The organism is Microvirga sp. 2YAF29 (genome assembly GCF_052114605.1).
In the GTDB taxonomy this organism is placed as follows: Bacteria; Pseudomonadota; Alphaproteobacteria; order Rhizobiales; family Beijerinckiaceae; genus Microvirga.
The window spans coordinates 1-13,974 of sequence record NZ_JBFRFB010000011.1; the positions used below are offsets into that span (position 1 = coordinate 1).

General features: G+C 62.0%; 12 protein-coding genes and 1 tRNA gene. 5 read left to right on the forward strand and 8 right to left on the reverse strand.

Features of this window, described 5'->3' with window-relative positions; genetic code table 11:
* The 3 genes from AB4Y85_RS14595 to AB4Y85_RS14605 form a co-directional block, all read right to left on the reverse strand.
* Positions 1–551, reverse strand: a 551-nt coding sequence (locus AB4Y85_RS14595) for a hypothetical protein (RefSeq protein ID WP_441985637.1), incomplete at its 3' end; no start/stop codon positions are given.
* Entirely contained in the window at positions 433–4,635 is a 4,203-nt protein-coding gene (locus AB4Y85_RS14600) for an FG-GAP-like repeat-containing protein (protein ID WP_441985638.1), read from the reverse strand. The genes AB4Y85_RS14600 and AB4Y85_RS14595, both read right to left, overlap by 119 nt.
* Positions 4,636–4,861: 226 nt before the next feature.
* Positions 4,862–4,952: transfer RNA gene (locus tag AB4Y85_RS14605), tRNA-Ser, on the reverse strand.
* Positions 4,953–5,131: 179 nt separating this feature from the next.
* Here AB4Y85_RS14605 and AB4Y85_RS14610 point away from each other — a divergent pair.
* Positions 5,132–5,485 (forward strand): RidA family protein, encoded by a 354-nt coding sequence (locus tag AB4Y85_RS14610; RefSeq protein WP_441985639.1) that lies wholly within the window; start codon positions 5,132–5,134, stop codon positions 5,483–5,485.
* 15 nt (positions 5,486–5,500) lie between these two features.
* Here AB4Y85_RS14610 and AB4Y85_RS14615 read toward each other — a convergent pair whose 3' ends face one another.
* The 3 genes from AB4Y85_RS14615 to AB4Y85_RS14625 form a co-directional block, all read right to left on the reverse strand.
* Entirely contained in the window at positions 5,501–6,295 is a 795-nt protein-coding gene (locus AB4Y85_RS14615; RefSeq protein ID WP_441985640.1) for a glycosyltransferase family 2 protein, read from the reverse strand.
* A gap of 81 nt (positions 6,296–6,376) precedes the next feature.
* Positions 6,377–6,991, reverse strand: coding sequence for a glutathione transferase GstA (gstA, locus tag AB4Y85_RS14620; protein WP_441985641.1), 615 nt, complete (start codon positions 6,989–6,991; stop codon positions 6,377–6,379).
* Between the two features lie 145 nt (positions 6,992–7,136).
* Positions 7,137–7,952 (reverse strand): endonuclease/exonuclease/phosphatase family protein, encoded by an 816-nt coding sequence (locus AB4Y85_RS14625; protein ID WP_441985642.1) that lies wholly within the window; start codon positions 7,950–7,952, stop codon positions 7,137–7,139.
* A 209-nt stretch (positions 7,953–8,161) separates the two neighbouring features.
* Between AB4Y85_RS14625 and AB4Y85_RS14630 the strand changes: the two genes are divergently transcribed.
* Both AB4Y85_RS14630 and cueR read left to right on the forward strand, forming a co-directional pair.
* Positions 8,162–10,693, forward strand: a complete 2,532-nt coding sequence (locus AB4Y85_RS14630) for a heavy metal translocating P-type ATPase (RefSeq protein ID WP_441985643.1) — start codon at positions 8,162–8,164, stop codon at positions 10,691–10,693.
* The gene (gene cueR / locus AB4Y85_RS14635) at positions 10,690–11,136 is read left to right on the forward strand and encodes a Cu(I)-responsive transcriptional regulator (protein ID WP_441985644.1); all 447 of its coding nucleotides are present in this window, start codon (positions 10,690–10,692) and stop codon (positions 11,134–11,136) included. Before AB4Y85_RS14630 ends, cueR begins: the two co-directional genes overlap by 4 nt.
* Positions 11,137–11,184: 48 nt before the next feature.
* On the opposite strand, the gene AB4Y85_RS14640 is transcribed toward cueR, so the two are convergent.
* Together AB4Y85_RS14640 and AB4Y85_RS14645 are read right to left on the reverse strand one after the other, a co-directional pair.
* Complete coding sequence (locus AB4Y85_RS14640) at positions 11,185–11,607, reverse strand: VOC family protein (RefSeq protein WP_441985645.1); 423 nt, start codon at positions 11,605–11,607, stop codon at positions 11,185–11,187.
* A gap of 181 nt (positions 11,608–11,788) precedes the next feature.
* The gene (locus AB4Y85_RS14645) at positions 11,789–12,367 is read right to left on the reverse strand and encodes a tyrosine phosphatase family protein (RefSeq protein ID WP_441985646.1); all 579 of its coding nucleotides are present in this window, start codon (positions 12,365–12,367) and stop codon (positions 11,789–11,791) included.
* Positions 12,368–12,618: 251 nt separating this feature from the next.
* On the opposite strand from AB4Y85_RS14645, the gene AB4Y85_RS14650 reads away from it, so the two are divergent.
* Positions 12,619–13,350: a L,D-transpeptidase gene (locus AB4Y85_RS14650; RefSeq protein ID WP_441985647.1), complete on the forward strand. Its 732-nt coding sequence runs from the start codon at positions 12,619–12,621 to the stop codon at positions 13,348–13,350.
* Between the two features lie 196 nt (positions 13,351–13,546).
* Positions 13,547–13,939 (forward strand): DUF1622 domain-containing protein, encoded by a 393-nt coding sequence (locus AB4Y85_RS14655; RefSeq protein WP_441985648.1) that lies wholly within the window; start codon positions 13,547–13,549, stop codon positions 13,937–13,939.
* Positions 13,940–13,974: the final 35 nt, after the last annotated feature.

Here is a 13,974-nt window from a genome sequence, read left to right on the forward strand (position 1 = left end):
CCGGGATAGGCATAAACCATGCCGGTGTTGGCGGTCATGTTGCCCGCTTTGTCGTAAGCGAAGCTCTGCGCCTTGCCCGTCGTGCCGAGCGGTGTCGCGGTGGCGAGCTCGTCGAGGCCGGTATAGGTGTAGCTCCACCCTTCCCCGCCGGTGACGCTCGTGGCCTCAGGGTTTCGCGCCAGACGGCGCTGCCAGCCGGGCGTGAGCGCCGCGAGGTTGGCATACGGGCCCGACAGACGCGCCAGCAGCAGGCTCGGCGTGTCGGTCACCTGCGTGATGCGGCCCGCCGCATCGCGGGTATAGGCCAGCGACAGCTTCGCCTCGCCATTCACCACCGTCTGGATGCCGGTGAGCCAGCCGCGCGCCGGATCGTAGCCGCGCGTGGTCTTCACCCCCGAGGCATATTCCGTCACCAGCGGTTGGCCGGCGGCGTCATAGGTGATCGACTTGATCATCTCGTTGATGAAGGTCAGGCGCCCCGCGCGGTCGTAGCCCCAGGGCTTGTCGGACGTGCCGACCTCGTCCTTGCCGGGATAGAGGCGTCTCAGCACGCGCCCGCCGAGGTCGTAGAAGGTCTCGACCGTATAGCTCGGGCCATCGACGACCCAGATGTCCTGGACCTTGCGGCCGTCCCTGTCGAAGTTGAAGCGCTGCGTGGCCGCCGCCGTCCTTGAGCTGCGTGAGGCGGCCCAACGTGTCCCAGGTCATCGTGGAGCTGACCGCCTGCGCCGTGTCGGACAGGCGCTCCTGGCGGATCGTCCGCCCTTGCGCATCGCGATGCAAGGTGCTGGTGCGTAAGAGCGGATCGGTGGTCTTCACCGCATCGAAGCCACCGTAATCTCCACTTGCCGTATAAGCGGTGACGATGGCCCTGCCGTCCGGCAGCACCTGCTTGATGCGCCGGTCAAGGCCGTCATAGGTGTTCGTGGTCCAATAGACCGGATCGCCCTCGAAGAAGGGGCGCGAAGCCCGCTCTACCAGACCGCGCTTGTTGTACGCGGTCAGGGTCAGAACGTCCCTGCTCACGTCCTTCGTGCGCGTTTGATAGGTGCGCCCGAGGCCGTCCCAATACTGGCGGGATTCGAGTTCGGGGGGCTTCGCGGCGCCGTCCGCGGGACCGGGGGTGAAGACGGTCACGCCCTGTGTGCCGATGCGCCCGAGAGAGTGATATTCATAGCGCGTGTAGGCGCCCATTGGCGACGTGGTGTTCAACGGACGGCAGAAATCGTCGTAGTCGTATGTGGTGGTGAGCCCGTTGAGGTTGACCGTGCTCAGCGGCTTGCCGCACGTCCTGTCATAGGTGGCGGTGGTGACCTGGCCCTTCGGGTTCGTCACCTTCACCGGGAAGAGATTGAATGTTTCCTCGTATTCGGTCAGTGTCGAACGGTTGAGTTCGTCCGTGACCTTGGTGCGGTTGCCCTTGCCGTCGTACTCGAACTTGCGGCTGACATGGGAGTCGTCCTTGTCGAGCCAGCGGCGCAGGCGCGTGAGATTGCCCACGTCGTCATAGTCGAACAGGCTGCTGGCGAGCAGAACAGAGCCGGGGCCGTAGACCTTCTCCGATGCGGGATTGTTGACCATGAACTTGCCGGCATCGATATCGAACGTGCGCTTCACGGTGCGTTCGTCGCCGCCTAAATCATCGCGGCCGTTGTCGGTCAGCCCTGTCACGTTGCCGTAGCGGTCGAAGGCTCGCGAGACCGAGCGGCGGCGATTGCCGCCACTGAGATGGTCGGTCGTGGTCGTCTTGATGTTCTCGGCCGTGTAGGGAACCTTCTTGATCTCGACGTCCCATGTCTCCTCGACGGTGCGCAGCACTTTGGTGCCGACCTTGACTTCCTTCTTCACGACCTTGCCGGCCGAGGCGAGATCCTGACGGAAGGTGTATGCCACCTTCGGGCAGGTCGTCTCTCCGGGCGTGCACGGCAAGCTCATGATCACGGATGCAAAGCCCAGGAAGCGCCGCTCGCCGGGATGCCACTTGCCATTCGAATAGCTGAACTCGGTGGCGCTGGCGGTGCCGCGGCCGTCGTTCTGCGTCACCTTGCTCACCGTCTGCATGATGAAGGGCAGACGGTCGGACGCGCTGGCGGCGAGCGTGTAGCGTGAGGACGGTTTGTATTCAATCTTCGTCGTGCCGCCCCACACGTTCTGGACCGAATTCATCAGGTCCTGCGTGCCGTCCAGCGACAGCCAGGTCGTCGTGGTGCTCTTGCCGACAAAGAAGAGGTCGGCACGGCCATCGCCATTGAGATCGGCTGAGTACTGCGCTCCGCCGGGGATGCCGACCGTCACCTTCTTGAAGTCCGAGGACTGGGACAGGAGCAACGTGCCGCCACTGTTCAAAGGAAGATAGACATCCGAACGCCCGTCGCCGTCGAAGTCGCCGATGGCGGCATCGTCCCAGCTATAGGGCATTTCGCCCGAGGCATCGGGAACAAACCCTTTGCCGGTGGAGCGCAGGGCATAGACAAGGGCGCCGCCGCCAGAAGTTCTTGCAAGCAGCACCAGATCGGTGCGCCCATCGCCGTTGATGTCGCCGGCCAGCAGCTCGCGCCGGGTGCGCCCTTCGTTGTCGTATCCTTCGGCCTCCTGAGGCAGCGCCGTGAACTCGCCCGCCGTGAACGCGATCTTGCCGTCGCTGGTAGGACTCGACAGCAGAACGCCGATGCCTCTCCCCCCGACGCCGACGAGATGGTCGCAGGCGAGGTCCGCCCGTCCGTCGCCGTTGTAGTCGCCTGCCTTGGCCGCCACCAATTTGGTGGTGATGGAGCCGCAGGAAGGCAATGTCACCACTTCACGGACAGGTTTGTTCTTGTCCTTGGAGAGATAGAACTTGCCGCTGATGAGCAGATCGGTCTTACCGTCGCCGTTGAAGTCGGCCACGATGGGAACGCTCCCCTGATCGACCTCCTCCTTTGTTAGAAGTGGGATAAAAGGCCCGGATGATACCGGCCCCCATCCCTCCTTCGAGTACTTCTTGGTACCGCTGTTGAACCGGAGGATATCGGCGTTCCAATAGAACTTCTCCTCCTCCTTATCGTCGCCGAGGGGGATGACCTCTCGCTTGATCCGAAGATGAAGCAGTTGCTGCAACCCGGAGCCGTCGAAGTCGCCGGAGAGCCAATATTGCTCCACAGTCCCCTCGGGCACCTCGCCCCGCGAACCTTCGTAGTTGACACCAGCAGTCAGGCCGTTATTGGACCCAAGAGACACCTCGATCGGGCATTTGCTCTCCGGGATGCACGGCGCCAAAGTCACCACGTCCGCGCGTGAATCGCCATCAATGTCGATCACCCGCGTGGTGCTTCGCAGGAAGCTGATGACCTTGTTAGTGACGTCCTTCTTGTCGAAGCGCGGGGCATAGCTGGAATAGGTGAACTTGATCGCCGGCAACGCGCTGCCGCCCTTGATCTTATTCGACGCATCGTACTTCACGTCACTGCCGTATCCCTTTACCGACGTGAGACGCGAGGAAGCGGTAGTAGGGCCGTTGTCGTACGACAGCTCGTACGCCCGCACCTCGCCCGATCCCGTCTTCACTCGGATGCGGTCGAGCCGCTGACCGACCTTCTCCAGCGACGCCCCCGTCGCCACCGTCATCACGCTCACATTCTTCTTGTCTTCGCGGTAGAGGATAATCGTGGTCTGGTTGTAGCTGATCTTGCTCGGGTAACAGACCGCCGCGGTCTTGCAGTCGTACTCGTACTTCACCTCGTTGCCGTGCGTGTCCTTGGCCGAGGTGAGCACATAATGATAGTGGTTGAGCAGCAGGTCGTTCGTCGGCGAGGGCTTGGTGTCGACACCTTGCGAACCGGAGGACTTGTAGGTGTAGACCGTGCCGTCGCGCGCCGTCACCGTCCAGGTGTTCTTCGTATATATGATCTTGCGGTAGCTCTCGACGCGCGTCGTGTGCGTGCCGCCGGTCTTGCAGCTCGCGCCGCCCATGCCGCTCTTGCACGGCTCCAGCTCCTCACCGTCGAGCAGCCAGCGGTCGGTGTCCTGATACAGAGGCGCCCCGCGCCGCGCCGAGACGCGCACGAGACTGGAAAAGCCTTCCAGAGACCAGCCTGTGCCGACCCAGCCTGCGAGCGCCCGGCCTGCACTCAAACCGCGGTTGGAATCATAGACCAGCCGCAGCTTGGGCTCGAGACCGCGATAACCCGGCACCGCAATCGGCACGGAGTAAGTGTAGCTGCCGTTGAACGGCGCATCCGGAGTGGCGGAGGCGCGCGGATCGACCTCGCCCTTGGCATCGGTCGATCCGGCATCGCCGTCAGCCAGGGTGTCGAGGGCAGCGGCCTTGGGATCGGTCGGATCGGTGAGGAACGGCTTGACTGCTGAGCCGGGTTTGGGCTCGGCGCCGGCTTCGCTGGCCGGATCGGGGCCTTGCGCCTTGTCCCAGTCGGCTTGCGAAACGCCGCCCTCAGCTGCCGATTCGGGGCTGTCGGCGGAGAGCTGGGGGGCGGCGAGCAAGGCTTCGAGACTGTCAGGAGCTTCCTGGGCCGGGAGGCTCGTGGGTAGAAGGAGTACGCTCGCCATGACGGATGCCGCCAGCACAATGAGCAGGGAGCCTCGTCCAGTCTCAAGACTCTTGGCGTTGAGACCCTTGGCCTTAAAACCCTTGCCCGTCATTGTCTTTCCCGTCGGCACGTGGCGACGGACCGAACCATCGCGCAAATTATAGTTGTAATATCGCTATAACGTAGCCTTAGGTTGCGGAGTCAAGTGACAATGGTCCTGGCTCGAAGTCGAGCCGGATTTCTCAACAGGACATGGCGATCAGACCAAGAAACCGCGCCCCGGCAAGCAGGGACAACGACAGGTCGGATAAGCGAGGTGGGGGCCGAGGAAGGTAAAATGGCGGAGACGGAGGGATTCGAACCCTCGATACCCTTTTGGGGTATGCTCATTTAGCAAACGAGTGCCTTCAGCCTCTCGGCCACGTCTCCGCAACGCGAAGATAATGGCTGGTAGCCACCGCTTCGCGCAGGTGGCGCAATAGACGCGAATGGGTGCTGTTCGTCAAGGTCAAAATCGGGCTTCTCGGCAGGAACGAACATGTGGCTTCGCGACGGCCCCTGCCCCGTGGTAACGGACCGGCGGATCGAGGGAATCGAGGAGATTGTCAGTGACGAACATCAACCGGGTCGGCGTGGCCGCCCGCTATAGCGATCTCGTGATTCATGGGAACACGGCCTATTTCTCCGGCTATGTACCCGAGACCAGCATCGGGCAATCCGTCACGGAGCAGACCCGCGACATCCTCGGCCAGATCGAGCAGTCGCTGACCGAGATCGGCAGCGACAAGTCCCGGCTTCTCCAGGCCACGATCTGGCTGAGGGATATGAACTTCTATGACGAGATGAACGCGGTCTGGGATGCCTGGGTCGTCAAAGGTGAAACCCCGGCACGCGCCTGCGTAGAATCGAAGCTGGCCAACCCGGATTACGCGCTCGAAATCCAGGTGATCGCCGCTCTTTAAGGTGGCTCGGGGCAATCAGGCCCTTTCGCCCCTGGCTTCTTTTGCCAAAGCGTTCAGGCGCTTCTTCTCGTAGTGCTTCGCCAGGCGCAGGTGGCGCCAGGTGGCGTAATTCATGGCGATCAGGAAACCGTAAGTGCCACGCAAAAAGTGCAGGCGGCCGAAATAGGCTTTGATGAAGGCTGCCGGAAACTCGAAATAAACCCGCCATGTGGGGATCGAGACTCTCCTCACCTCGAGATCTAGGGCGAGCTGGTCCGTGTAGAAATTGAGCTTCGCGATCTGATCCCCCAGGGAGCGGATCGACCGGTGGTGAACGAGCCCCCTGAGCTTCCGGACCTTCGTGCCCTGCTTCAATTCCACCCGATCATGGACCAGGGATGTCGAATAGCGGCCCGCATCCTTCCGGTAGAGCCGAACCGGAGCGATCCGATAAGCGAGGGGATGCGGTGAGACCTCCCCTGGATAGGTTTCCGCGATGCGGATGCCGTAGGCTTGGCACGAGGGCTCTCCGTGGGCGAAGAGGGTTTTGATCTCCTCCCGGAGCGTCGGCGACAATTCCTCGTCGGCATCGATGTTGAGAAGCCACTCGTGGCGGCACTGTTCCTCGCCGAAACGCTTCTGCAGGCCATAGCCGGGCCAAGCATTGAAGATCACTCGGGCGCCGAGTTCCTCGGCCACCGCCTGCGTGCCGTCCGTCGAGCCGGAATCGATCACGATCACGTCGTCCGTCAGATCGCGAACGGCGCGGATCGTCGCGCCGATCCTGTCGGCCTCGTTTTTGGCAATGATGAAGACGGATATCGGGAGCATGGCAACGGGTGCCTAGCTGCCCGAAGGGCGTTAGGCAAGTGCCTCCCGCCGGAAGCGTGGCCGAAGCCGTCATGTCGCTCCTCAAGAAGGCCTGACAAGCCCCTCCGCCTGCATGGCCCTTTGAACCATGGGCCTCTCCGCAACCGCACGCATGAATGTCTCGATAGCGGCATATTCCGACAGGTCGATCCGGTGGAACCGCGCCCAGTTCAGGACCGTGAAGCCGTAAGCGTCCGCGACCGTGAAATCCTTACCCATGAGGTATGAGCGCCCCGACAGGCAGGTGTCGAGATAGGACAGGTGCCGTTGAAGGTGCTGGACGGCGAGCTGACGGGCGGCATCCGGCATCGGGCCGTCCCATAGCGGGTCGAAGCCTTTATGCAGTTCGGTACTGATGAAGCCAAGCCATTCCCGCACCCGGTAGCGCTCCAAGGAGCCCAATTCCGGCAGCAGGCGCTGGTCCGGCACCCGATCGGCGAGATATTCGAGAACGACGGTGACCTCGGTCAGCACCTCGCCGCATTGAAGCGCTAGCGCCGGCACATAGCCCCTCGGGTTGATCTTGCTGAAATTCCGCCCGGACGCAGTGGTGCGCGTGTTCAGGTCAACACGGTCGAACTCAATCTCCAGGCCCGCCTCGTAGGCGATGATGTGCGGCGCAAGGGAGCTCGCACCGGGGCTGTAATACAGCTTCATTTCAAAAATCCCTTTTCCCTGCCCCCGCGGGAATCGAAGAGTAACGCAACGTAATCTCGTTATAATGCAGAAGCCCTGCATAATTTCAAGGCCAGGGCTATTATTATGTTACAGCATTATGTCTAATTCAGGACGTCGCGGCCGTTCAAAGCGTTACGCTTAACGGACTTCTCGCCTCACCGGCGTCAGAGGCCGGCGACAGGCTGCGGACGCGCAGCTCTGCCAGAAGGGGGAAATGGTCGGACGCTATACGCGTGAGCATGTTCCGAACCGGCGCCGCGTTGACCACCTCCACCGACTTGGTAACGAAGACGTGGTCCAGGCGAAGGATGGGAGCCCTCGTATGGAAGGTCGGCTGCGGCTGGCCGTGCGAATTCGAAAGCTGCGCATCGACCATGCGGTTGGCGATCATGCGGTATGAGCGCGAATAAGGCGGCGCGTTGAAATCGCCGAGCAGGATTGCAGGGTCCGCGCAATCGGGATGGCCGATCCAGTCAGGCCCGACCAGTGCCGAGGCCTGAGCCCGGCGCTCTCCCGATCGGAGAGACAGGTGGGCATTGATCACATTGATCCTATGGCCGTCGATCTCGGTGGCGACCCAGAGCGCGCTGCGCTTTTCGAAGGATGGCCGCGTGGATTGGGTAGGGAGCCGGCCCGACTTTACGACACCGGAGCTGTGACGGCTCAGGATGGCGATACCGTATTGCTCGCCCAGGATCTTGATGGTGGGCTGGAAATGCAGGTCCATGCCCAGGGCGTAGGCGAGGCTTGCCGCCTGATCCTTCTCCCCCTGGCGGGAGCGCCCGACGCGCACCTCCTGCAAGGCCACGATATCGGGCTCGCAGGAGGCGATTACCTCGGCAATCCGGGTCGGCGATATTTTCCTGTCGGTGCCGAGCCACCGGTGGACGTTATAGGTGAGGATCCGAAAGGTGCGTCCTGATTTATCGCTTTGCGTCAAGGTCGGTACCGGGTCGAACAAACATGAGATGAGACAGGCGTCAGCCTGATCGGTGAAGTCTGGATTCGCGACCTATGGCGCAAACATGTCGGATCAATGGCTCATCATCGCCCCGGTTCCCCTTCTGAGCAATTGGTTTAAGGCACTTGACCTTCCCATCATTGGAAGGATTACATGTGGACACCATATGATGAATCAGGAGATTCACGATGGCAGCGCCCAAGCTTTCACCCGACCTGCAAACCCTGGACATTCCCATCGAGGGCATGAGCTGTGCATCCTGCGTGGGGCGGGTCGAGAAGGCGATCCGATCCGTGAACGGCGTCGCCGCCGCCAATGTGAACCTCGCCACCGAGCGGGCGCATGTGTCGTTCGCCCCCGGTGCGGCGGATCCCAAGGCTGTGTCGGAGGCAATCAAGGCGGCGGGTTACGAGCCCACTGAAAGCCGGATCGACCTGAAGATCGAAGGCATGACCTGCGCCTCCTGCGTGGCGCGTGTGGAAAAGGCACTTGAGCGCGTGCCCGGCGTGCTCGATGCGAATGTCAATCTCGCGACTGAGCGTGCATCGGTTCGTTATCTCGGCGGCCACGACATGGTGGAGCTGATGCGCGAGGCGGTCGCTGCGACCGGCTATGCGGCCCGCGAGATCAGGCAGGATGCCGAGCAGACGGATCGTGAGCGCGATGCCCGAGAAGCGGAAGCCTTGAGCCTGTGGCGCTCGTTCCTCATCGCCGCCATTCTGACCCTGCCGGTTTTCTTGCTGGAAATGGGATCGCACACCATCGACGCGATTCATGATTGGGTGATGAATTCGCTTGGACACAGCACGAGCTGGTATCTGCAATTCGCGCTGACCACGCTCGTTCTCTTCGGCCCCGGCCTGCGCTTCTTCACGAAGGGCGTGCCTGCCCTCTTGCGCTTTTCGCCCGACATGAACTCGCTGGTCGTGCTCGGCACCAGCGCAGCCTATGCCTATTCTCTCGTCGCGACTTTCCTGCCCGGCCTCATGCCGGCGGGCATGGACAATGTCTATTACGAAGCGGCCGCCGTGATCGTGACGCTGATCCTGCTCGGGCGTTATCTGGAAGCCAAGGCCAAGGGCCGCACATCGGATGCGATCAAGCGTCTCGTGGGATTGAGCCCGAAGACCGCCCGCGTGATCCGCGATGGTAAGGCCATGGAAATCGTCCTCGATCAGGTGCTGATCGGCGATGCGGTGCAAGTGCGCCCCGGCGAGAAAATTCCCGTCGATGGCGAGGTAATCGAGGGCTCGTCATATGTCGATGAATCCATGATCACCGGCGAGCCTGTGCCCGTACAGAAAGAGGCAGGTTCCGAGGTTGTCGGCGGCACGATCAACAAGACCGGCGGCTTCACCTTCCGCGCCACGCGCATCGGCGCCGACACGGTGCTCGCGCAGATCGTCCGCATGGTCGAGCAGGCGCAAGGCTCGAAGCTGCCGATCCAGGCGCTCGTGGACAAGGTGACCGCATGGTTCGTCCCCGCCGTCATGGCGGCCGCCGCCCTTACCTTCATCATCTGGCTGATCCTCGGCCCTGAGCCTGCGCTGACCTTCGCCCTCGTCAATGCGGTCGCGGTGCTCATCATCGCCTGCCCCTGCGCCATGGGTCTCGCCACGCCGACATCGATCATGGTCGGCACGGGCCGCGCCGCTGAACTCGGCGTTCTCTTCCGCCAGGGCGAGGCCTTGCAGAGCCTGAAGGAAGTCGGCGTCGTCGCGCTCGACAAGACCGGCACACTCACGCAAGGCCGACCGGAGCTGACCGATTTCGTCACTGCGTCCGGAAATTCCGATACCGAGGTTCTTCGCCTCGTGGCCTCCGTCGAGGCTCGCTCGGAACACCCCATCGCACAAGCCATTGTTGTTGCGTCCGAACGCCAGGGCCTTTCGCTTGCTCCGACGGACAGCTTCGAGGCCATGCCCGGCTTCGGCGTGTCGGCCATGGTCGAAGGGCGCAAAGTGGAAGTGGGCGCAGATCGCTTCATGCAGAAGCTCGGTCTTGAGCCGGCGCATTTCCAGGATGTCGCAGCACGCCTCGGCATGGAAGGCAAAAGCCCGCTCTATGCAGCTGTCGATGGACAGCTCGCGGCGATCATCGCGGTCGCCGATCCGATCAAGCCCTCGACGCCGGAAGCCATTGCGGCGCTGCATGCACTCGGCTTGAAGGTCGCCATGATCACCGGCGACAATCGCCGGACTGCGGAGGCCATCGCGCGCCGCATCGGCATCGACGAGGTGGTGGCCGAAGTTCTGCCCGAGGGCAAGGTCGATGTGGTGAAGAATCTTCGCCAAGCGCACGGCCCCATCGCCTTCGTCGGCGACGGCATCAACGACGCGCCGGCTTTGGCGGAAGCTGATATCGGCATCGCCATCGGCACGGGCACGGATATCGCCATCGAGAGCGCGGATGTGGTGCTCATGTCCGGCGATGTGCGCGGCGTGGTGAATGCCATCGCTCTGTCGAAGGCGACCATTCGCAATATCGGACAGAACCTGTTCTGGGCTTTCGCCTATAACGTGGTGCTGATCCCGGTTGCTGCGGGCGTTCTCTATCCCTTCGACGGCACTCTGCTATCGCCCGTCGCAGCGGCTGCAGCCATGGCGCTCTCCAGTGTGTTCGTCGTCGGCAATGCCTTGCGGCTTCGCCGCTTCAAGGCGCCCATCGCGGGCAGACATGACAAAGCATCGGACCTGAAGACAATTGAAGGTGTGGCATGAATATCGGACAAGCAGCGACAGCCTCGGGCGTCTCGGCCAAGATGATCCGCTATTACGAGTCCACGGGCCTGATCCCGAAGACCGTTCGCACTGAAGCTGGCTATCGGGTCTATTCGGACCACGAGGTGCATACCCTACGCTTCATCCGCCGCGCGCGCGATCTCGGCTTCTCGGTCGAGCAGATCGCGGATCTGGTTTCGCTGTGGCACGACCGCGAGCGTGCCAGCAAGGACGTGAAGGCCATCGCGCTCGAACATGTGACCACGCTGGAGCGCAAGATCCGCGAGCTTCAGGAAATGGCGTCGACGCTCAAGCATCTCGCCAGGAATTGCCATGGCGATGCGCGTCCGCAATGCCCCATTATCGAAGAGCTTGCGAGCGACGATCCCCTGCCCGTTCATGCGAAGGCCGATGCGAAGTTCGGCACACTTGGCAAGACCTGACAAAGAATGATAGCGCCCGCCGACGAAGAGCAGCGGGCGCGACGGCACTTAAAGTCCGAAGGTCACGTGACCCTGCTCGTCGATGGACCAGGCGGGGTTCCAGGCGATCTCCCACGCATGATCGTCGGGATCGGCCACATAGCCGCGGAATCCGCCATGAACCGGCGCATCGGCAGATCGCAGGATCCTGCCGCCGAAGCGGGCAAGCTGCTCGATGATCGGCTGCACGTCATCACGCGAGGCGACATTATGAGCGAGCGAGAATGCACCCGGCGTGACAAGATCGTCCCGCTGCATGTCCTTCTCCAATTCCTGCCGCAGCCACGTGCCGAGCATGAGGCCGTTCATCTGGTAGAAGACGATCTCTTCATTCTCGAAGACAGGCTTCCAGCCGAAGCCTTCGATATAGAAGCGCCGCGAGCGCGCCAGATCGCGCACGCCCAGTGTGACGACGGAAATTTGATGTTTCATCAGGCAAGTCCCTACGCTGTCCTGGGGCACCATGCTCCAGGGCTTAACGTCACGGGACTCAGCGCATGAGCGCCAGCCAGAGCTTCCCGCAGGAAACGACCGGGCTAACCAAACCGGTCCGCATTTTTAGACAGTGGAAGGATAGCCGCCCGCCCCGCTTCCTTCAAGACAGCCCTCATTTTCAGACAGCCATCTCCACTTCACGGGCGCGGTCGAGATCGCGCATCAGCTGACCGTAATGCGGCAGGCGCTGAAGCTGGCGTCCGTAGTGCCGCCGCAGCGCATCCACGAGGCGTCCGTTGCGCGACAGCATGTCGTCTGCGAAAGCGATCATGCGGGAATTGGGCCAAGCCTGATTGCGGATCTCGGCAAGGCGCACGAACAGGCTTTCCTCATCCTCATTCGGGTTTTCCTGCGCCATCAGGGTCAGCATGGCCGCCGTCGATCGCGAGACGCCCATATGGCAATGGACGAGGAGATGGCCCTCCGTTCGCCCGTCACGCTCCTCATTCACATCGTCGCCGAAGCGCAGAACCGCTTCCACGTGCTCGGGCTGGGGAAGGAGCATGCCCTCCCTCGGGTTGATGATGTCGTGAAAGCGCAGGATCGTCCGGTGGTGGCGCTCATAGACCCCGAAAGCCTCAGGGTCCGGATGATCCGGGTCGAGGATGGAGAGAACGTGGGTCACCGCGCGCTCGCGCTGATCCGGCAGCTCGGAAATGCCGCAAATGGTCAGCAGGGAAATGGAACTGGATTGCATCGGAAACCTCGGCTGGACTTAGGGCGCTTGCCCTGGACTCGCGTGTGAAGGTTCTACTCGGCATGAGCGGATAGGTTCAACACAAACAAGTGATTGTGGCCTCGAAACCACAGCCGTTCTCTGCCACATTTTTGACACGAGACATCCACCTTGTCGTCACGGCTGAGTTTATCAACTCTCCTTCAGAGTACCGTCGGCGCCCAAGTGTCGGTGGATGAAGTAAAAATCAATAACTGTGAGCCTCCCCACTGATGTCCGCGATCTCGGTCCCTTGCCTGTCCCTGATGCAGAAGGTTTTGCGCCTTACCATCCTGCTTGTTCCCGTGGCGCTTGCCGCTTGCGTGTCGACCGCGCCGCAGCAGGCCACGCGCTACATCGATCCGACCTATATGGCGATGTACGGTGCGCGCCCGGACGAGACTCACCCCCTGCCGGCAACGGACATCTCCGAGGTCGATCCGCGCTTCCTGCGCCGCGAAGTGGCCTATTACGGCCGCGAGGAGCCGGGTACCATCGTCGTCGATACCACCGCCCGCTACCTCTACCTCGTACGCGAAGGCGGTCGGGCGATGCGCTACGGCATCGGCGTCGGCAAGGAAGGCCTTGCCTGGTCCGGCCGCGCCCGTATCGGCCGTAAGGCGAGCTGGCCCGGTTGGACGCCCACCGCCAACATGATCCGCCGCGAGCCGGAGCGTAATGCGAAATGGGCCAGCGGCATGCCGGGCGGTCTATCGAACCCGCTGGGCGCCCGCGCCCTCTATCTCTACGACAATGGCGTGGACACCATGTACCGCATCCACGGCACCACTGAGCCGTGGTCCATCGGCCAATCGGTGTCGAGCGGCTGCATTCGCCTATTCAACCAGGACATCATCGATCTCCACAGCCGCGTGCCCGTCGGCTCCCCGGTGGTGGTGCTGAATGGAAGCAGCCCCTTCTGGGATGTGGAAGACGACGAGATGCGGGTTTCCGTCCTCAGGTAATGCAAAAGGGCTGGCCGTTTGGCCGGCCCTTTTCTTTTGGACGCCGCGATGCGCTCTTTCCTTCCTGTGCGGAAGAGTTTGAACCCGCACCGGACCAAATAGCCTCAAAGTCTCCACCTTCTCCTCATGGAGCCACTGGCCCCCTCACCACGCAGTCCTATGAATCAATGTCCAAGGCTTTTGCGAAGGACGTTTCATGGACGAGTGGTTTCCGCAGGCGCTGAGGCTGATAACGCGCATGATCGAGGTGGGCGGCATCGCCGTCATCGTCCTCGGAATTCTTGGAGCATCGGTCGTCATCGTCCGGCAATTGCTGCAAGGCGGACCTCCCGCGGGCGCGTTCAATCTCTACCGGTCCAATATCGGACGGGCGATCCTGCTAGGGCTGGAATTCCTCGTGGCCGCCGACATCATCAACACGGTCGCCATCGAGCCTACCCTTGAAAGCCTGATGATTCTCGGCGGCATCGTGATCATCCGGACTTTCCTGAGCTTCTCGCTCGAAGTGGAAATCGAGGGCCGGTGGCCTTGGAAAAGGTACAAGGCGCAGGAGACGGGTTCACCCTCCTTTCCGACGCGAGCCGATTGACGAAGCGGCACTCATCTTCTAGGACATTAATCACG